Origin of the sequence: Synoicihabitans lomoniglobus (assembly GCF_029023725.1) — a bacterium.
GTDB lineage: Bacteria > Verrucomicrobiota > Verrucomicrobiia > Opitutales > Opitutaceae > Actomonas > Actomonas lomonigloba.
Genome location: NZ_CP119075.1, coordinates 3,931,425 through 3,949,934, shown reverse-complemented (window position 1 = coordinate 3,949,934; position 18,510 = coordinate 3,931,425). Strand labels below are relative to the sequence as shown.

Genomic DNA, 18,510 nt, shown 5'->3' with positions numbered 1-18,510 from the left:
GGTCAGAATATTTTATCAATAGGTCGTCGCGGATCCGCCGATTTCGACCGGTGACGCCACGGGCATGAAACGACCTTGCCGGGAGGATTCTGCGGCGGCTTCCACGATGCGGGCGGTTTGCAGGGCGGCGCTCAGCGGAGCGGGCGAATCGGCTCGACCTTGCATCGCGGCGAAGAACTGCGCGAAGAACGTTTCTCCAGCACGGGCGCCATATATTTGGGACGGCGGCATGGTGAAGGTTTCCTCGCGCGCGGGGGATTCGCCATCGCGCGGAGGGCGTTCGATGAGCAGACGAGGAACCAAGTCCGGCCAAACGATTTTGCCGTGGCGCGCGTAGTAGGCAAAGTAGCAGTCGTAGCCGGCCACGTTGTCGTAACCCGAGCCGCTGTAGGCGAGGGCGTAGCCGGCATTGAATGTGCCGATGGCACCGGAGCGAAACTTGAAACTCAGGGAAACGGTATCCTCGACGTCGATCGCTTCACCGGAACGCGTGGCCATCATCGCGCTGACTTCGACGATTTCCTCGCCGGCGACATATTGCATCATGTCGAGGTTGTGGCACCCGAGCCACAGGAGAATGCCCCCGCCGGCCTGCGCGCGATTAAAGAGCCAGGATGCCGGATCGCGGAACTTCACCTGCGTGGTGATGAAGCGGGATTCGATGCTCAGCGGCGCGCCCAGTGCACCGGAGTTCACCAACTCGCGGGCTGCGACGATGCACGGATGGTGACGCCGGAGATAGAGCACGGCCGCCACGACCCCCGCTCGATCGGCCGCCGCTTGCACGCGCTGGACTTCGACCGCGTTGAGGCCCACGGGTTTTTCAATCAAGAGATGCTTGCCGGCGGCGATCACCTGCAACGCGATCGCGGCGGATTGATCGTGCCGCACGCACACCATCACGAAAGTGAGATCGGGTTGGGCCAGCACTGCGTCGAGCGCCGAGGTGGGGGCGGTGGCTTTGGCGCAACGAGGCAACGGCGGGTTGGCCACGACGCTCGGGTCGGAGTCCCACAGATCGATGCGGGAGATCTCCGGCAATTCCTGAAACGTGGCCAGCAACAGCGCGGAATGAGGATGTTGGAGGCCGAGTAGCGCGACGTTCATGGAGTGGGCAGCGGTAGCGTTGGGGAGTTGGAACGCCAGATCAAACGCCGGTTAAAAACGAACGCCGAACCCGAGCGATGGTCGAGGTTGACATCGATGCTGCGGCGGGAATCGACGTCCTCATTTCGCGGTGTAGCCGCCATCGACCGGTATGGTGATGCCCGTGACATACGTGGAGGCATCGCTGAGGAGGTAAGCCACGGCGCCGCTGATTTCGCGAGCGTGCGCCATGCGACCGAGCATGGTCATGGGATTGTAGCGATGCAGGAAGGCGTCCGGTTGCGGGGAGTCGGGATCAAATATTCCGCCTGGGCTTACTACATTGACGCGCACGCCGCGAGGACCGTATTGGGCGGCGAGGTAGCGGGACATATTTATCATGCCTCCCTTGTGGAAAAAGTAGTCGGGAGGCGAAATCATTTCGGTTCCTTCATAGAGGTATTGGTTGGGTCCCACCATCCCTTGGATCGAGGCAATGTTGACCATGCTGCCGGAGCCAGCCTGCGCCATCGCGTCGCCGAATGTGCGCGTGGTGAGAAACAAGCCGGTGGCGTTCGTGCTCAGGGATGATTCCCACGCTGTCACCGGATCACTGAGTCTGGCCATGGGACGGCTGACGGCGTTGAACACGATCCCGTCGATGTGGCCGTGCTGCTCAAGCAGCAGGTCGCGCAGCGCACAGAGCGAGGCTTCGCTGGTGATGTCGACGGACTCGGCTTCCAACTTCAGATTTTCGTCACGAGCGATATCAACCAGCGATGAGAGCTTGCTCGGATCGCGTGAAGCGACCACCACGCGAGCATCGGCCCGACCCAGATCGAGAGCCATGGCTCGTCCGAGCAAGCCACTGCCGCCGAATTGGACGATGAGTTTACCAGCGAGCGAAATGGGAAAATTAGGCATAGGAGAAAGACAGTCAGGAGAACGAGCAGAAAGGGCGGGGGAGAAACGTCAGGTTTTCGTCCGGGCAATCACCCGATCATTTGCGGTCTGGGCCGAACCCGATCCGCCGGTAACCTTCCCTGACCACGCGAAACCGCCAGATCGCCGGGAGGGAAGTGCGATGTGCGCGTGAGGACACTTGGCCGCGGCGGTTCAAGGTAGTTTTCGCACGGTGTTGCCGGGGAAAAATTTGGGGAAAATGAGGATGGGTTCGGAGGAGAGGTAGCCCTGGGTTACCATTTGCAACATAAGTCGGGAAAGGCGTTCGGCGTAGGTGGCCTCGCTGAACCCATAATGCGTGATGGGGGGACTGACCGTTTCGAAAATGCGGTCGTAGTCGCGGGCCATGAGGGACACATCGTGAGGCACGGCGAGACCCCGTTTCAGTAGATAGATGATGACCACCCAGACGTATTGCGGTTTGGCCACCAGCAGGGCGGTGGGCGGTTCCTTCGCGTTGAACAAACTGTCGAGCTTGGTGATGATATTCTTGGTGGAGCCGTTGTGTCGCACCACCCGGGTGGTGATATCCTCGGAGCCGGGCCGCTGCTCGACCGCCTCAAGAAAGCCGGCTTCGCTGGCCAAGTCCCCGGCCACTCCGGTGTGGGGGACGATCAGCGCCAGGCGGCGATGCCCTTTGCTGAGAAAAACGCCCGCGGCGTGTCGGCAGACGGAGCGGTAGTCGAAGTCGAGCGAGGGCAGGCTGACATCGGGATGACAGGACCCGAGCAGGAGGGTGGGAATGTTGTGCCGTGCCAGCCATTCCTGCAGGTCGCGACTGACGGACATGACCACGCAGCAAAACACCCGGTTTTGGTGGACGAAGCTTTCCAGCTTGCGCTGTTGCACGCGTCCGCTGCCGGCGGGACAGACCAGCACTTCGGTGAGAAAGCCCTGTTCCGCGAGGTGGGCCCGCAGGGTGCCGATACTGAGTTGCGCGGCCAATCCCATGTGGGAAAGTGGGGTATGCGTGATGAGGCCGACCAATTGATTGCGAGGCCGATCCGAAGACGTGGGTCGGGAGAGCAGGCGATTGCGGCGTCCTTGGCGAATGTCGATGAGGCCCTCCTTGGCCAGCAAGTGCAGCGCGGTGCGGATGGTGGGGCGGCTCACCTGAAAGAGCGTGCACAGTCGACGTTCGCTGGGCAGGAATTCCTCCCAGGTGCCCTCCTCGATTGATTTGCGAATGGCGGCGGCGGCTTGGGAGGAAAGGGAGCGACGCGTCGGGATCTCAATGGGAATGCGGGGGGAGCTTATCATATTAGTTTACCAGTGTTTACAGCTAGTTTGAGACCGAAAATCGGATTGATTGAGCTTACATGGACCTTGGACAAACCCTGTTGCTTTGGTCGGCCTTGCCGACGCCGCTCACGCCGGAGCGGACCGTCGATGTGGAGTCGGTCGGTCGCTTGATTCGCGCCACGATTGAGAGTGGTGTAACCGGGGTTTTCCTCGGTGGCACCTGTGGCGAAGGCCCTTGGTTGACCGATGGTGAGCGAGCCCGTTTGGTGGAAGCGGCAGCCGCCGCGGCGCAGGGACGCTTGAAATTGGCGGCCCAGGTTTCGGACAACTCCGTGCCGCGCGTGCGCGACAATGTCCGGCGCATGGCCGCCGCCGGAGCGGACATCGCGATTGTGGCGTCGCCCGCCACTTTCCTCAACGCGACGCCGGATCGCGTCGTCGAGTTTTTTGTTGAGGCCGCGCAAACCAGCGAACTGCCGGTGGGGATCTATGATTTGGGGTTGTTGCGTCCGTTCTCCATCCCGGTCGAACGATTGGCCGAAGTCTACCGCCTGCCCACCGTGTGCCTGGTGAAGGACAGTTCGGGGGAGTCCGCCCGTCGGGATGTCGCGCTGGCGGTGCGGCGGGAGCGTCCGGAATTGATGCTCTTTAATGGTGATGAGTTCCGTTGCTTGGAATACTTGGAGGTGGGATATCCGGGCATGATGTTTGGCGGTGCGATCGCGATTGCCCCGCAAATGCAGCGAATCGCCGAGCTGATGCAGGCGGGACGCGGGGACGACGCTCGCGAGGCGGATGCGGCCATGCGGGAACGGCTGTGGGGCATCTATGGCGGGGCGGCGATCACCTGTTGGTTGACCGGTCTCAAGCACTATCTGGTGCGTCGCGGACTTTTTGTTTCGAGCACGTCGTTTCTGGACTTTCCCCTGACCGCGGAGTGCCGTGACTACATCGAGACGCTGGTGAAGTCGACGGAGTGATTCGGTCGAGCGATGGAGTGAGTCCCGGTTAATCATGGTCAGAAAAGCCGGACACAAGCAGTGGTTCAGGCGGGGAAGAAATGGAACCATGGTGAACTGGGAAAAATATGTGACCAGTTTTCCGGTTTTGTCCATCGGTGAGGCCGGCGGCCTCATGTAGAGGTCGGCGGCGGATGCCCTGACGTTGGCGGCGAAATCCGACCTGCCGCCGTCGCCGGCGGTAATACGAACCACTTTATGAATACGAAGACTCAGCGCGTTGTCGTCACCGGCGGAGCCACCAACATCGGGCGGGCGATTACCGAAGCGTTTCTCGCGGCCGGGGCTCGGGTGGCGGTGGGGCAACCCGATCCCCAGGTGGCGGCCCCGCTGATCGCACGATACGGTGAGCGGGTGGTGGTGTTGCCGGTGGATGTCGGGGATGCCGGGCAGTGCCGCCGCTTCCTTGACGAAGCGGCTGCCGCGCTGGGCGGGATCGATGCCTTGGTCAACAATGCCGCCATCACCGGCCCTTCCTCGATGAGTCGACTGCCCGAGGTCACGCCCGAGATTTTCGATCGCATGATGCGAGTCAACGTCGGCGGCGCGGTGTTTTGTTCCCAGGCGGCGGTGCCCCACCTGAGCGCGAGCGGCGGAGGCGTAATTGTGCACATTTCCTCAATCAACGCGTTGCGACCGCAGCACGGTGCCATGCTTTACGCCGCCACCAAAGCGGGGGTTTCCTCGCTCGCCCAATCGATGGGCAAGGAGCTGGCCCCCGCCGGCATTCGAGTTGTGGCGGTGGCTCCCGGTGATATCCGGACGGCCGATAGCAACGCGATGGCCGCCCCAACCGCCTCTCACGACGTCGTGGGCCAGACGCCGTTGGGGCCGGGGGAACCCAATGATATTGGTGAAGTGGTCGTCTATCTTTGTTCGCGTCGGGCCAAGTTTGTCACCGCCACGACCTGGGTGGTCGATGGCGGTTTGATGGGTTGAAGCCGCGATGCACTTAGATCGGAGCCAAGGTAAACAAGGCGTCGCCGCGCCGCACCGAGCGTTGCCGTCGGCAGGCCACCACCGTGCCCTGACGTTCCGCTCGTATCACCGCTGGCTCGCCCGGCGTGAGGGGCCAGACCAACCCGAGCGGCTGTCCCTGGCGCACGGCGTCTCCCAGCAGAATGTTGCACGCGAACAATCCATCGTGAGGCGCCGGGTGATGGACCTGAAGGTGCGCTTCCTCGGCGTCGCGCGAACTGCGAAACCGTTGTTTCTCCAAAGGCCCCACGGGTCCGTCGAGGCAGTTCAGTTGACGCAGAAGGTTGTGCAACCCTCGATCGAGGACGGCGAGATCGGCCGGACGCACGCCGCCGGCTCCCCGGCACTCGACGTAGATGGCGGGAATGCGTCGCTTGTGGGCCGAGCTGAGGGTGCGACCCGGCAGGAAGGGACCGGCCCAGCACCAAAAACGATCAAAGCAGGCCGCCAGCGTGCGTTGCTCCCGTTCCACCCGGCCACCGCCGGTCATGTATCCGACCCACGGATGCAGTTCATAGGCGTTGCCGCCGCTGTGCAGATCGACGTAGTGCGTCGCCTGCATGAGCACCTCGGTTTCAAAAAGATGGGCCAGCCGCGAGGTTTCCGTGCCGTCGCGGACACCGGGGAACGCGCGGGCGAGATTCCCGCTGTCGAACGGATGGCAGCGTGCCCCGGCGAAAAACGCGCCTTCGTTGAGCACGGGAATCATGACGATGGTGCCGCGCAGCTGGGTGGGGCGCCAGTTGTCGATCCATTGGCGCAGCAACGTCGGACCTTCGTATTCATCGCCGTGGGTGCCGCCATTGAGCAGCAGCACGGGGCCGGTGCCACCGCGCCAGATCCAGGCATTGAATCCGACCCCGTTGGCTTCGAAGCGATGGTGGTGAAAACCGGTGGGCAGGGTGGCGAGGGAGAGCTGGAATTTTGAAGCAGCAACGGACATGACAAAAAATCTATCGAATGGGTTTGAACCCGAGGACACCGGGAAGAACCAACAACCACAATGCAGGGTAACTGGGCATCCACCCGGACCAGTCGCCCGCTGGCATCGCGTCGCCGACAGCGATCGGCTGGTGCTGGAAAATACGGCCTTTCAAGTTGAAATCTGGCCGGACAAAGGGGGCGCCATCACCCGCTATGTCGACCGGGCGAGCGCGGTGGATGTGATTTGGCGCAACCCCTACGGTCAGCCGCCCCGGTTGCGACCGTTGGATCAACCGATGGTCGGCGGGAGTGATCTCTATGATGTGATGGACGGCAGTTGGTATGTGTCGCTGCCCAACGGATTTTTTGCCGGTTCCTACCTGGGAGCGCCCCTGGGCACTCACGGCGAGTTGCGCAGTCTGCCGTGGGACGTGACCGCCATCGAAGCGGACGCGGAGGAACTGCGGGTTTCGCTCACGGGGCGATCGGTGCGGACGCCCTTGCTTTACCATCGGACCCTGACGCTCCGGCGGGACGACCCCAAACTATATTGGCGCGAGGCCGTGGAGAATCGTTCGCAGCTCACGCTTCCCGTGGCATGGTTGCAGCATCCGACATTTGGTGGACCCCTGCTGGCAGGGGCCCGCTTGCTGGTGCCGGCCCGCACAGTGCGAGTGGGCGTGGCGGATGATCCGGCGAGCCTGCAATTGCAATCTGGATACCACGGTGAATGGCCCTGGGTGCGGGAACGGGAAAGCGGTGTGATGCGCGACTGCCGAGTGGTGCCTCCGTTGGGCAGTGGTCGGGACCACTCGGTGCAAGTCACCGACCTGCGGGAAGGGTGGGGCTGTGTTTGGAACGAAGGCCGCAACCTCGGATTTGCATTGGAGTGGGACTGCACGCGTTTTCCCTACGCGTGGTCGTGGAACTCCGCCGGTGGTATCGCGCACTATCCTTTGTGGGGTGAAGGGCATATCATTACGCTCCAGCCGAGCACCTCACCGGTGGGGCGGTTCGAAGCATTGGTGCAGGCCGGAGACGTGCTGGAGGTGCCGGCCGGGGAGACCGTGTCCACGCAAATGGTCTCCGGATTCGTGACGCGTGAATCGGAACCCCGCATTTCCCAATATTCTTCCACCTGATGCCGACGCATAATTCATCCCCCGTTTCGGATGCCCTCACGATGGGAGAGGGCAACACTCCGTTGATTCGTTCCCGCCGTATTGGACCTGAATTGGGTTTAAACGAGCTTTGGTTCAAATACGAAGGTGCCAATCCCACGGGTTCCTATAAGGATAGGTTCGCGGTGGCAGCCGTCACGCACCTAGCCCGAGAGGGCAAGCGACTGTGTTTGGGCACATCGAGTGGTAACACCGGTGCGGCGCTGGCGGCTTACTGTGCGCGGGCCGGTTTGCCCTGCCACCTGGCGATCGTGGAGGGCGCGCCCGAGGGTAAGCTCAGACAAATGCGGGCTTACGGCGCCCATTTGCTGCGTATACGCGGATTTGGGGCTTCCCCGGATGTCACGCTGGAAGTCATGACCGGTCTCGGCGCTTTGGCTCGGCAGTTGGACGGGGGAGTGGAAGTCAGTGCCTACGCCATTTCTCCCCGCGGCATGGCCGGGGTGGAATCGTTGGGACGGGAGCTGGCGGCGACCTTCGACGGTCGCGCCTTTGATGTCTTTTGTCCTGCCGGTGGTGGCGGATTGACCCTCGCCGTTGCGCGCGGGTTGTCGCAGTCACGAGCGGAGGCGCGGGTGCATTGTGTGCAACCTGAGGGCAATGACACGATTGCCGGGGCGCTGCGTCGCGGGGACTCTCAGGCCACCCCCATGGCGTCCACCACGGCCATCAGCGGCTTGCAGGTCGGGGCCATCCTCGATGGACACGACGTGGTAAAGGCCTGCCGCGCCTCCGGTGGCAGTGGGCAGACGATTTCGGACGAGGAGGTTTGGGCCGTCCAGTCGCGCCTTGCCCGGGACGAAGGGGTGTTTTGTGAGCCCGCCGGAGCGGTGGCTCTGGCCGGGTTGACTACGGCTGTTCGTAATCGTGAATTGGATACAAGTCGCCCCGTGGTTTGTCTCGTAACGGGGTCCGGTTTCAAGGACGAACGTTCCCTGGTGGCGATGACCGGATCCGCCGGGACTCCGATGGTGGAAAGCTGGAGCGAGTATGCCGGGCGGGTGTCCCGCTCGATCTGAGCATGTTCGCCGATGGGCAAGGAATGTTACCAGACAGTGACCTTTGACCGGAGCGTCGCTCCCTTCTGTGCTCCGCCCATCGACGGCGCAGTAACCCCTCCGTCGGTGCCTATCTACTACAACGAAAACTCATCAGTAGTTCTTCACTATGAAAAATCGAATCAAGCTGGGGGTGCTTTCTATGGCTCTCATCGGGGGCCACTTCAGCCTGGCCCAAACCATCACCGAAACCTCGGCCTCGTCCGACGACAAGGTTTCCGGTGATGTCATTCAAATGTCTCCATTCGTTACCTCCAGTGGAGATGACGAGGGCTATCAAGCCCAACAGACCGTGGTCGGCAGTCGCTCGGCCAAGAACCTGGTCGATCTACCAGCGAGTGTGAGCATCATCAACCTGCAACAAATCGACGACTTGGGCGCGACCTCCGTCCACGATGTCCTGCGTTACGGCGTGAGCGGTGTCACCCAAAACCAATCCTTCAACGACGACGTCAACATCCGGGGATTTCGCGCCGGCACGCCGCTGCGGAATGGGGCGACCCGTAACGCCACCAACAAAGGCGCTCCCCTGTTCGACATTGAGCGCGTGGAGGTGCTTAAGGGCCCGGGAGCCATGCTCAACGGCTCCAACGGCGGCATCGGCGGCAGTGTCAACTACGTGACCCGCAAGCCCACCGCTACCCGGGCGGGCGAGGTGCAGCTTTCCTTGAGTGACCAAGGGGCCGTGCGCGTGGAGAGCAATGTCACGGGCCCGCTTTACTCGTCCGATGATCTCGACGTGAACTACCGGGTGACGTTGGGTCTGCTCGATTCCGACGAGCCCCGCGGCAAGGCCATGGAGTGGGAGGATCAGAAGTTCTACGGCGGTGCGCTGGCCTTCTATGCCAAGAATGGCAGCAGCCTCACCATCAACGGCTATTACTGGGAGAACAACGACTACCTCTACCTGCTCGACTTCCTCGATATCACCGTGCCGGCGGATCCGGTCACCGGCCTGATTCCCGCCGTGTTCAACCAATACTCGACGCCGGACTTCGCGCCGGGGCGCACCGAGGATGCGTTTTGGCCGATCAAAAGCTCCACCATCGACGTCACCTACCTGACGAAGCTGACCGAGAACAGCGACCTACGCGCCGCCTATTATTACGCTCACCACGACGATCGCCGGGAGAACAACCGGGGCATCACGGTGCAGGCGGACAACTACACCCTGAACCGCCAGGATGTGCGCAACAACAACACGAGTAACAGCCACAGCTACCAGATCGACTACCTGCACCAGTTCGAAGCGGATTGGGTGAAGATCGACTCCACCCTCGGTGTCGACGGCAGTGTCGACGACGGCCTGTTCTACCAGAACGTGCTGTCCATGCCGACGCTCGACACCCGCAACCCGGACTACACGGCCGACGCGGCTTGGTTCGCGCAGTTCCCCAACGATGACGCCTATTTCGTCGAGCTGCCGGCGGGCGTGACCGGGTCGCCCACGCGCCGCAAGTCCCACACCACCAACCTGTCCTATTACTTCCAGGAGAACGTCTCCTTTTTGCAGGACCGTTTGATTTTGGTGGGAGGCCTGCGCTGGTTCGAGACCGACGGTTACACCGACAACTTTGTCACCGGTGAAACCACGCACTCGGATCCCACCAAATTCCGGGTGCACAAATACGGTGTCGTCTACAAAATCCTGCCCGGCCTTTCGATCTATGCCACGGATGCGCAGAACGTATTCCCGGCCGCCGCCGGCAACACCGACCGCTACATCCAATCCGATGGCTTGGGCGAACCCTACAAGGATTCCTTGGGCAAGCTCCGGGAGATTGGCGTCAAGTTCAACCATCAGGTGTCCGACAACCTGAGTGTCTACGGTTCGGTCGTGGCCTTCGAAATGGAGCAGACCAACATCCGCACCTTCGGCATCCTGCCGGACTCCGGCAACATGGGCTTGATCCAGTCGGCCAAGGACTCGGCCGACGGCTGGGAGACCGACCTGGGCTTCCAGTTCAAGACTGATGGCGGCCGGGCCGACATCATCCTGACCTACTTCAACGGCGACTCCGCGGTCGCGGACGACGAGGGCAAGGCCTACGTTCGCCAGACCAACGCCTTCGTGCCGGAGAAGTTCAGTGTTTTGGCCAAATATTCCTGGACGGGTGGCCCGCTCAAAGGGCTGCGCGCCGGCTTTGGCATCGAGGAAGAATCGAGCAAACGCTACGGTGCCTACTTCCTCGATCGCCCGCTGCTGGCCGACGGTTTTGTGGGTTACGAGTTCACGGAAAACTGGGATGCCCAGCTCAATCTGAACAACCTGACGGACGAGCGTTACATCCTCCAGACCGCCGCCAATGGTCTCGTGCAGGCTTCCGATACTTTCCGCGCCAAGTTGACGGTGTCCTACCGTTGGTAGACGTGGTGTAGTTGAATATGGGAGACGGGCGGAGTGGGTCTGTTCGTCTCCCATTATTTGTTTTACATTTTACTGCCGGCCCCGTGGTCGCGGATCGACCCGGGCCGCAGCTTTTGACGTTTCCCTGTTTAATTTAATGACCTCCTTTCTTTCCTCATTTTCCCGCCCCGCCATCCTGTCGGTTTTACTGGTGCAGGTCTCCGGCGCGGGACTGGCCGCGGCCGCCCCCACCGACATTGGTTCGCAACGCGAACTCTTCGTGGAGACTTCCCTGGTCGAGTCTGTTTCTGGGGCTGCGGAGCTCCGTTTGCATCAACCCCAACCGCAGGAGATTGCGATCGTGCACGATACCCCGTGGGAAGGCGCCGGCAGCGGCTATCACAGTGTCTTTCAGGACGGCGATCTCTACCGCATGTATTACAAGGCCTGGCAGCGTTGGATAGGACCCGACTCGCCCAATACCGACAGCAATCCGCTGCTCACTGCCTACGCCGAAAGCGATGACGGCATTCACTGGCGCAAGCCGTCCCTGGGACTGCACGAGATCGCCGGCACCACCGCCAACAACATCGTGCTGGTGAGCGGGAAAGTCGGCGCGGTCGATGCCGATGCCGGGCACCCCGCCTTTTTTAAGGACGAGAATCCCAACGCCGCGCCTGATGCGCGCTACAAGGCCATCCTGCGCTCCCGGAATCCTCGCGGGTTGCTGGCGTTCAAGTCAGCCGATGCCATTCACTGGGAGCCGATGACGGATCATCCCGTGATCACCGACGGAGCCTTTGATTCCCAGAATCTGGCTTTTTGGGACGGTGCCCGCCAACAGTATCGCGCCTATTGGCGTTTCTTTCACCGGGGCGACCCCTACGTGCACAAAGACATGAACCCGACGGGGGTGCGGGCCATTCGCACCGCCGTATCCAAGGATTATATACACTGGGAACAACAGGAGGACTTGGTCTATGTCGATTCACCCGAGGAAGCGCTCTACACCAACGCCATCAAACCCTACCACCGCGCGCCGCACCTGCTGTTGGGATTTCCCCTGCGTTACGTCGACCGGGGCTGGTCGGACAACATGCGGGAACTGCCCGACCCGGAGCACCGGGAGTGGCGCGCGTCGCGCTCGACGCGACTTGGCACCGCGTTGACGGACGGGATGTTCATGGCCAGCCGCGACGGCGTGACCTTCAAACGGTGGAACGAAGCCTTCCTGCGGCCGGGGATCGAGCGCACCGGCACCTGGAGCTACGGCCAGCAGGAAGCTGCCTGGCACGTGGTGGAGACGCGTTCCACCGTGGAGGGCGCTCCCAACGAACTTTCCTTTTATGTCACAGAGTCCTATTGGACCGGCACCAAGGGCAGTGCGATCCGGCGTTACACGTTGCGGCTGGACGGCTTTGTTTCGCTGCATGCTTCCGGTGCCGGCGGTGAGCTCGTCACCAAACCCATCGCGTTCACCGGTTCGCAGTTGTCACTGAACTACTCGACCTCCGCCGCGGGCACGGTCTGGGTGGAGATTCAGGACGAATCCGGCGAACCCATCCCCGGGTTCACGTTGGCGGAGTGCCAGCCCTTGTTTGGCGACACGCTTGATCGGGTCGTGCGGTGGGGTGACGAGGCGGATCTCGCGGCGCTGGCCGGGCAATCGGTTCGGCTGCGTTTCGTGGTCGAGGATGCGGACCTTTACTCCTACCAATTCACGCCATGATTTTATTCCTATCACTTCGCCGCGCGCTGCTGGGCGCATCACTGATAGCTCCCGCATGGTTGGGCGCAGAAACCGGTGAAGAAATCGGTGGGCGGCGGGAATTGTTTGTGGATGATCACCTGATCGCCGCAATCGAGGGAGCCGCGACCTTGCGCCTGCATCACCCGCAGCCGCGCGAGATCGTGCTGGTGCACGATGCCCCGTGGGAAGGCAGTGGCACGGGCTACCACAGCGTTTTTCAGGACGGCGACCGCTACCGCATGTATTACAAATCGTGGCAGATCAACCCGCTGGGGGAAGCCAACCGCGACTTGCCCCGGAACCCGTTGTTCACCGGTTACGCCGAGAGCGACGACGGGATTCACTGGCGCAAACCCATGCTGGGTTTGCACGAGTTCAACGGCTCTCGCGACAACGCCATCATGATGGTCAGCGGCCCTCAAGATGGGGTGGAGTTGGATGCCGGTCATCCGGCGTTGTTCAAGGACACCAACCCGGCCGCTCCGGCGGAGAGTCGCTACAAGGCCTTGTTTCGCTCGAAGGGAGAGCACGGTCTGCTCGCCTACCAATCGCCCGACGGTTTGCACTGGTCGCCGATGAGCCTCGATCCGGTCATCACCGATGGGGCGTTCGATTCCCAGAACCTCGCTTTTTGGGACGGAGCTCGTGGCGAGTATCGGGCCTACTGGCGCTATTTTGACGAGGAAACGGAGGACAGTCGCTACAACGGCGTGCGGGGCATCCGCACCGCCACTTCCACGGATTTCCTGCACTGGGAGAATCAGGCGGACCTGCAATATCCCGGCGCGCCGCCCACCCACCTCTACACCAATCAGATCAAACCCTACCACCGGGCGCCGCATCTGTTGCTGGGGTTTCCCGCTCGGTATGTTGATCGTGGATACGGGGACGCCGGTGAATTGGATAACGCGGAACGCATTTCCCGCTGGTCCGCCGCGCTCCACGAGCTGCCGGAGGCCGAGCATCGGGTGATGCGGTCGATGGCGTCGGAGCGATACGGTTCCGCGCTGACCGACAGTCTGCTGATGGCCAGTCGCGACGGCGTGACATTCAAACGTTGGGACGAGGCCTTTTTGCGGCCCGGCATCGAACGGCCAGGCACGTGGCACTATGGCCAGCAATACCTCGCCTGGCATCTGGTGGAGACCGCCTCTCCGCTCGAGGGTGCGCCGCCTGAACTGTCGATGTATGCGGTGGAGAGTTATTGGACGGATAACTCCAGTGAGCTGCGTCGCTACACGTTGCGACTGGACGGATTTGTTTCAGTGCACGCTCCCCAGGCCGGTGGGCAATTGGTGACCCAACCGATTCGGTTTTCCGGCAACGAACTGACTTTAAATTACGCCACCTCCGCGGCGGGAACGGTGCGGGTCGAGATTCGGGATGCGGCCGGCAAGGCGCTGCCGGGATTTGCGCTGGAAGACTGCGATCCCCTCTTTGGCGATACCCTTGACCGGGTGGTGCGCTGGCAGGGCTCCACCGATGTTTCGGCGCTCGCGGACCGAGATATCCAACTCGTGTTTGAGGTCAGCGATGGCGACCTCTTCTCCTATCAGTTCCGGCCTTGATTTTGTAACTCTCCGCTTTTCGCCATGAATGTTGTTCGCTCCTCCGCTTTTGTCTGGTTCCTGGGAGTGTTCGGCGGCTTGGCCGCGATGGCGGATAAGCCCAACATTGTTATGATCGTGGCCGATGACCTCGGCTTCTCCGACCTCGGAGCCTACGGAGGTGAGATCGATACCCCGAATCTGGATCGACTGGCGGCGGAAGGCGCTCGGTTTACCCAATTCTACAACAACGCGGTCTGTGTTGTCACCCGGGCTTCACTCTACACCGGACGGTATCCCCGGCAGGGACAGGGGCCGCTATTGGATGAGGAGTCTATCACGTTGGCCGAGGCGCTGCAGGAGGCCGGTTATGCGACCAGCCTGATCGGCAAATGGCATCTGGGCGACGCCGCGCCCCGTCGCCCAATCGACCGGGGATTTGCCTCGACCTACGGCGTGTTGAGCGGGGCGTGCAATTTCTTCGATCCCAACGAACCCGACCCGGAGTTTTATGCCGGCAATCCCGGGCATCACCGGCCCTTTGTGCGGAATGGTGAGCCGGTGACTTCGTTTCCTCCGGACTACTACACTACCGATGCGTTTTCGACCGAGGCGGTGGACCGCATCGAGTCGGCGGCGGCGGCGGGTCGCCCGTTTTTTGTCAACCTGTGTTACACCGCGCCGCATTTTCCCCTGCAGGCGCCGGCCGACGAAATCGCCCGCCAAAAAGGGCGCTACGCGGAAGGCTACGATGTGTTGCGAGAGCGCCGCTACGCGCGGTTGCTTGAAATCGGTATTATTGATGCGGATACCGCGTCGCTTTCGCCGAAGGATCCCTCGACGAGTGATTTTCGCTACGACTACGACGTCACGCCTTGGGAGGTCCTTGCGCCCGAGGCCCGCGCATGGGAAGAGCGCCGTATGGAAATCTACGCCGCGATGGTGGTGCGGATGGATCGGGGCATCGGAGAGGTGATGGCGGCGCTCAATGCCACCGGGCAGCGGGAGAATACCATCGTGATGTTTTTCTCCGACAACGGCGGCTGTGCGAGTATGCCGGAAGCCAGTCGGATGGATCAGTATATGGCCTACAACGCGTCCGCTTCCACACTGGGAGCGGTCGACAGCTATGAGTTTGTCGGGCCGGGCTGGGGTTGGGCGCAGAACGCCCCGTTTCGCCGCCATAAGGTGTGGAACTACGAGGGGGGCATATGCACGCCGATGATCGTGCGCTGGCCGGGAGCATTGGCGGCCGGGGAAATTCGACGAGAGATCGGCCACGTGGTCGACTTGATGCCGACGTTGCTGGCGTTGGCCGGAGCAGAGCTTCGGGAGGAGAATGAAGCCCTCTCGCTGGAGGGCCGCAATCTGCTGCCGGTCTGGCGGGGGGAACAGTCGGATGTGCGGTCCGAACCGTTGTGCTGGGAGTTGTTCGGGAACCGGGCGGTGCGTGACGGACGGTGGAAATTGGTCTGGAGCGTGAGTGCGGCGCGCTGGGAACTCTATGATTTGGAGACGGATCGATCCGAAACCCGGGATTTGGCGGCGAGCGAGCCCGCGCAGCTGCAACGTCTGGCGGCCGTGTGGCAGGCGTGGGCGGAGCAAGTCGACGCCCCCCGTCCTTAGTTCGGGTCCGAAGGGGTTGGCGCATCAATTCCCAATACCTCCAACAGCGCAGCAGTGAACGCGGTGTGGCCGACGGTGTTGGGGTGGATGGGGTCGGCCAGCCACTGGCGGCGGGCATCGAGGGTCGGGTGATGCGCCTGCCAAGTGTTCCAATGGTCGATCAACACGGTGCCGGTGTCGGTCGCGACGGTGGCGATGATGGCGTTGTAAGCGGGTAAATCGGCCCGGGAGCGCGCCCCCTCGGCAGCGGTATCGATGGGGTTGGTGCGATGCAGCACGGGTATGGCACCGAGGGCACGGATGGATGCGATCAAAGTGCGCAGGTTGGCTTCGTAGGCCGCCCGGCCGTCCGGGCCGGCGACAGCGTCGTTCATCCCGATCATCAGCGAAACGACATCGGGCTGGAATCGGCTGACTCGCCAGGAGAAATCGGCCAGCAGTCCGTCGGTCCGCTCGCCTGAAATCGCGGTGTTGATGAAAAAATCCCGACGCCGTTGGAGGTGCCAGCGCACCACCTCTTCGAACTGTTCCGGGTAGGAACGCGTCGACCCGAGCCACTTGGCGCCCTGCGTGATGGAGTCGCCGGTCATCACCCAGGTGAGCGGACGCTGTGTATCCGTCAGACGGGCACGAATGAGGGCGAGGTCGGGGGAGGTGTCGGCGGCGGACATGAATGAAGCGGTCAGGCTTAGCCACGCGATGAACACGACACTGCCGCGCCGGGCCAAGCGGATCATGACGCGGACAGGGCGGTGGAGAGATGAGCGGCGCATTGTTGCAGGCCCGTAATGACGGATCCGAAATCACTGCCGTGGGCGATGAGTCGTCCACCCTTGGCGGCCACGCGTGTGATCTGCTCTGGAGTGCCGGCGGGCCGACCCCAGGCGATACCATGTTTGGCGGCGGCGGCGGCGACGGCATCTTCGGCTGCGATCATGGCGGGATCATTCCAATCGATGGGGCAACCCAGTCGCAGGGCCAAATCGCCGGGACCGATGAACAGTCCGTCGACCCCGGGCGTGCTCGCGATGGCGTCCAGGTTGCCGAGCGCTTCGGGCGACTCGATTTGGACGATGAGCAAGGTTTCGGTGTTGGCGGATTCCGGATACGATTCGGTTCCGTCGAGATAGAAGTTGTTGTCGAGACTCGCGCCATCGAGGCCGCGTTGGCCGAGCGGAGGGAATTTGACCGCATCGACTAGGGCGCGCGCTTCCTCAGGGGTTTTGACCAATGGGATCATCAGACCGGTGGCACCGTCTTCGAGCAAGTGGTAGAGTTCGGTCGGGTGGCGTGATCCGGTGCGGATAATGCAATCGATGTTGGCCAGATGGTGCAGGGCGATTATGCGCTGCAGCTCCCGGCGGTCCCAGGTGTTGTGCTCGGTGTCGAGCCAGACGGCGTCGAAGCCACAGCGGGCCGCGTGGGCGGGCAGCATGGCGGTGGGGTAATACATGCACACGATTCGCGCGGGCTGCTGACGAGTAAGTCGGGAACGAACGAGGGATTGGCGCATGGCGGCGAAGGGCTGAAGTGGGGAAAGAAAACCGAGCCGTAATGTTGACTCGACGGCTGACATGTTGGGCGAATGCCCCGGTGGAACGAGCAGGGGAATCCGGTAACTAAATTTGACCAGTGAGGGCGGCTTGAGCGGACGGGTGAACCGGGGGGAACTGTGAGGAGGGATCGCTGCCGTGGTCCTGCCGCATGAATACTTTATTCTCTGCCCGTAACCCCATCGGCCGCGTCTCGCCGGCCTGGTGGGGTGATTTCGGGCAAAAACTGCTGGTGAAAGTCGGCGTGCCGTCCCGCCACGCCGCGATTGTCGTCACCTCGCTGGTGGAAGCGAATTTACGGGGGGTGGATTCCCACGGGATGCAGATGTTGCTGGTTTACCTCCAACAGCTCCGAGCGGGCGGGATCAACCCGCGGGCGTCCGGTGGCGTGGAACGGAGTGACGGGGTCTGTCTGCGTTATGATGGCGGTAATGGACTGGGTCAGGTGGTGGCCGACCGCTGTGTCGAGTTGGTGCGGCAGAAGGTGACGGAACACGGCCTGGCGATGGTGGTGGCACGTCGGTCCAACCATTTCGGCACCGGAGCGTGGTGGGCGGAGAAACTGGCCCGGGCCGGATACATTGGCATCGTGATGAGCAACGCGTGTCCGGCGGTCGCGCCGTGGCAGGGGCTCACGCCGACTTTGGGCACGAATCCGCTTTGCGTCGCCATGCCAGGTGAGGTGACCGGGGCGCGCTGGTTGCTCGATATGGCGACCACCACTGTGGCGCTGGGCAAGGTCTCTGATGCGCTGCACCGCGGCGAATCATCGATCCCGGCGTCGTGGGGATTTTGGGATGAACAGGGTCGGCCCACCACGGACCCCCATGCGGCCCAGCGAGGATCGCCGACCCCAATCGGTGGATACAAAGGCACGGGTCTGGCCATTATGGTGGAATTGCTTACCGCCGGTCTGAGTGGGGGCTCGATGGCGACGGAGTTACCCGTGTATCGCACTGGCGGGGACCCTCTGGGCATCAGTCATACTTTCATCGCGGTCGACCCCCGGCGATTCCTGGGGGAAGGGGAGTTTGAGTCGCGCGTTGATCGTCTGGGCGCGATGGTGAAGGCGGCGGCCCCCCGGCCGCCGCATGAGGAAGTGCTGCTGGCCGGGGAACCGGAATGGAGGTGTCGCGCAGAGCGGGTGACGGCGGGCATTCCCGTGCCGGCGGAACTGTGGCGGCGGTTTCAGGCCGTGGCGAATGAACTGGGGGTCGAGACCCCACCGCGTTGATA

General features: G+C 62.3%; 15 protein-coding genes. 9 read left to right on the top strand and 6 right to left on the bottom strand.

Going from position 1 to position 18,510, the window contains the following annotated elements:
• Nucleotides 1-15 precede the first annotated feature (15 nt).
• The 3 genes from PXH66_RS15225 to PXH66_RS15215 form a co-directional block, all read right to left on the bottom strand.
• Nucleotides 16-1,107 (bottom strand): Gfo/Idh/MocA family protein, encoded by a 1,092-nt coding sequence (locus PXH66_RS15225; protein WP_330929896.1) that lies wholly within the window; start codon nucleotides 1,105-1,107, stop codon nucleotides 16-18.
• Between the two features lie 120 nt (nucleotides 1,108-1,227).
• Nucleotides 1,228-2,010, bottom strand: a complete 783-nt coding sequence (locus PXH66_RS15220; RefSeq protein WP_330929895.1) for an SDR family oxidoreductase — start codon at nucleotides 2,008-2,010, stop codon at nucleotides 1,228-1,230.
• Between the two features lie 192 nt (nucleotides 2,011-2,202).
• On the bottom strand, nucleotides 2,203-3,309 hold the full coding sequence (locus PXH66_RS15215; RefSeq protein ID WP_330929894.1) for a substrate-binding domain-containing protein: 1,107 nt from the start codon (nucleotides 3,307-3,309) through the stop codon (nucleotides 2,203-2,205).
• 59 nt (nucleotides 3,310-3,368) lie between these two features.
• Between PXH66_RS15215 and PXH66_RS15210 the strand changes: the two genes are divergently transcribed.
• Together PXH66_RS15210 and PXH66_RS15205 are read left to right on the top strand one after the other, a co-directional pair.
• Nucleotides 3,369-4,271, top strand: a complete 903-nt coding sequence (locus tag PXH66_RS15210; protein WP_330929893.1) for a dihydrodipicolinate synthase family protein — start codon at nucleotides 3,369-3,371, stop codon at nucleotides 4,269-4,271.
• A 237-nt stretch (nucleotides 4,272-4,508) separates the two neighbouring features.
• On the top strand, nucleotides 4,509-5,249 hold the full coding sequence (locus PXH66_RS15205; RefSeq protein ID WP_330929892.1) for an SDR family NAD(P)-dependent oxidoreductase: 741 nt from the start codon (nucleotides 4,509-4,511) through the stop codon (nucleotides 5,247-5,249).
• 13 nt (nucleotides 5,250-5,262) lie between these two features.
• On the opposite strand, the gene PXH66_RS15200 is transcribed toward PXH66_RS15205, so the two are convergent.
• Nucleotides 5,263-6,231: a succinylglutamate desuccinylase/aspartoacylase family protein gene (locus tag PXH66_RS15200; protein WP_330929891.1), complete on the bottom strand. Its 969-nt coding sequence runs from the start codon at nucleotides 6,229-6,231 to the stop codon at nucleotides 5,263-5,265.
• On the opposite strand from PXH66_RS15200, the gene PXH66_RS15195 reads away from it, so the two are divergent.
• From PXH66_RS15195 to PXH66_RS15170, 6 genes are all read left to right on the top strand, one after another.
• Nucleotides 6,230-7,354 carry an aldose epimerase family protein gene (locus PXH66_RS15195; RefSeq protein ID WP_330932064.1) on the top strand — a complete coding sequence of 375 codons (1,125 nt, stop codon included), beginning with the start codon at nucleotides 6,230-6,232 and terminating at the stop codon, nucleotides 7,352-7,354. The two genes, PXH66_RS15200 and PXH66_RS15195, sit on opposite strands and share 2 nt — an antisense overlap.
• Nucleotides 7,354-8,412, top strand: a complete 1,059-nt coding sequence (locus PXH66_RS15190) for a pyridoxal-phosphate dependent enzyme (protein ID WP_330929889.1) — start codon at nucleotides 7,354-7,356, stop codon at nucleotides 8,410-8,412. Before PXH66_RS15195 ends, PXH66_RS15190 begins: the two co-directional genes overlap by 1 nt.
• A gap of 148 nt (nucleotides 8,413-8,560) precedes the next feature.
• Nucleotides 8,561-10,819: a TonB-dependent siderophore receptor gene (locus PXH66_RS15185; protein WP_330929888.1), complete on the top strand. Its 2,259-nt coding sequence runs from the start codon at nucleotides 8,561-8,563 to the stop codon at nucleotides 10,817-10,819.
• 136 nt (nucleotides 10,820-10,955) lie between these two features.
• The gene (locus PXH66_RS15180) at nucleotides 10,956-12,527 is read left to right on the top strand and encodes a hypothetical protein (RefSeq protein WP_330929887.1); all 1,572 of its coding nucleotides are present in this window, start codon (nucleotides 10,956-10,958) and stop codon (nucleotides 12,525-12,527) included.
• Entirely contained in the window at nucleotides 12,524-14,116 is a 1,593-nt protein-coding gene (locus tag PXH66_RS15175; RefSeq protein WP_330929886.1) for a hypothetical protein, read from the top strand. The genes PXH66_RS15180 and PXH66_RS15175 overlap by 4 nt, the downstream gene beginning before the upstream one ends.
• Before the next feature lie 24 nt (nucleotides 14,117-14,140).
• Nucleotides 14,141-15,721: an arylsulfatase gene (locus PXH66_RS15170; RefSeq protein WP_330929885.1), complete on the top strand. Its 1,581-nt coding sequence runs from the start codon at nucleotides 14,141-14,143 to the stop codon at nucleotides 15,719-15,721.
• Here PXH66_RS15170 and PXH66_RS15165 read toward each other — a convergent pair.
• Nucleotides 15,718-16,458, bottom strand: coding sequence for an SGNH/GDSL hydrolase family protein (locus PXH66_RS15165; protein WP_330929884.1), 741 nt, complete (start codon nucleotides 16,456-16,458; stop codon nucleotides 15,718-15,720). The two genes, PXH66_RS15170 and PXH66_RS15165, sit on opposite strands and share 4 nt — an antisense overlap.
• Complete coding sequence (locus tag PXH66_RS15160; protein WP_330929883.1) at nucleotides 16,455-17,234, bottom strand: HpcH/HpaI aldolase family protein; 780 nt, start codon at nucleotides 17,232-17,234, stop codon at nucleotides 16,455-16,457. Before PXH66_RS15160 ends, PXH66_RS15165 begins: the two co-directional genes overlap by 4 nt.
• A 191-nt stretch (nucleotides 17,235-17,425) precedes the next feature.
• Here PXH66_RS15160 and PXH66_RS15155 point away from each other — a divergent pair, with 191 nt between their 5' ends.
• Entirely contained in the window at nucleotides 17,426-18,508 is a 1,083-nt protein-coding gene (locus tag PXH66_RS15155) for an Ldh family oxidoreductase (protein WP_330929882.1), read from the top strand.
• The last annotated feature ends 2 nt before the right edge of the window (nucleotides 18,509-18,510 follow it).